Source organism: Vibrio sp. MMG023, from assembly GCF_021654215.1.
GTDB classification, from domain to species: Bacteria; Pseudomonadota; Gammaproteobacteria; order Enterobacterales; family Vibrionaceae; genus Vibrio; species Vibrio jasicida.
Genome location: NZ_JAKFZP010000036.1, coordinates 1 through 373 on the forward strand (window position 1 = coordinate 1; position 373 = coordinate 373).

The window sequence follows — 373 nt, forward strand, 5'->3', positions numbered from 1 at the left end:
CATTGAGAACTTTACAAACAATCTTAAAGATTGTTTTGTCAGCTTTCCAAATTGTTAAAGAGCTAATCACTTCTCATGAAGTAACCATTTTTAAAAACTCTCAAGAGAGAATGTTTAAAGATGGTATCCCGTAGGGGAGTCGAACCCCTGTTACCGCCGTGAAAGGGCGGTGTCCTAGGCCTCTAGACGAACGGGACACTGTAGGTTGCTCTGCTAAAAGCAGAAACAATGTAGCTAGTGGTGGAGCTAATCGGGATCGAACCGATGACCTCTTCGCTGCCAGCGAAGCGCTCTCCCAGCTGAGCTATAGCCCCACATAAAATCGCTTCAGCATTTTATGCAGAACCAATCTTTTGCTCTGAAATTTAAACCA

Annotated in this window: 2 tRNA genes; both read right to left on the bottom strand. The window is 44.0% G+C overall.

The window, feature by feature from the left end:
* Positions 1-121: 121 nt before the first annotated feature.
* Positions 122-197: transfer RNA gene (locus L1076_RS26875), tRNA-Glu, on the bottom strand.
* 41 nt (positions 198-238) lie between these two features.
* Positions 239-314 (bottom strand) — tRNA-Ala (locus L1076_RS26880).
* Positions 315-373 lie beyond the last annotated feature (59 nt).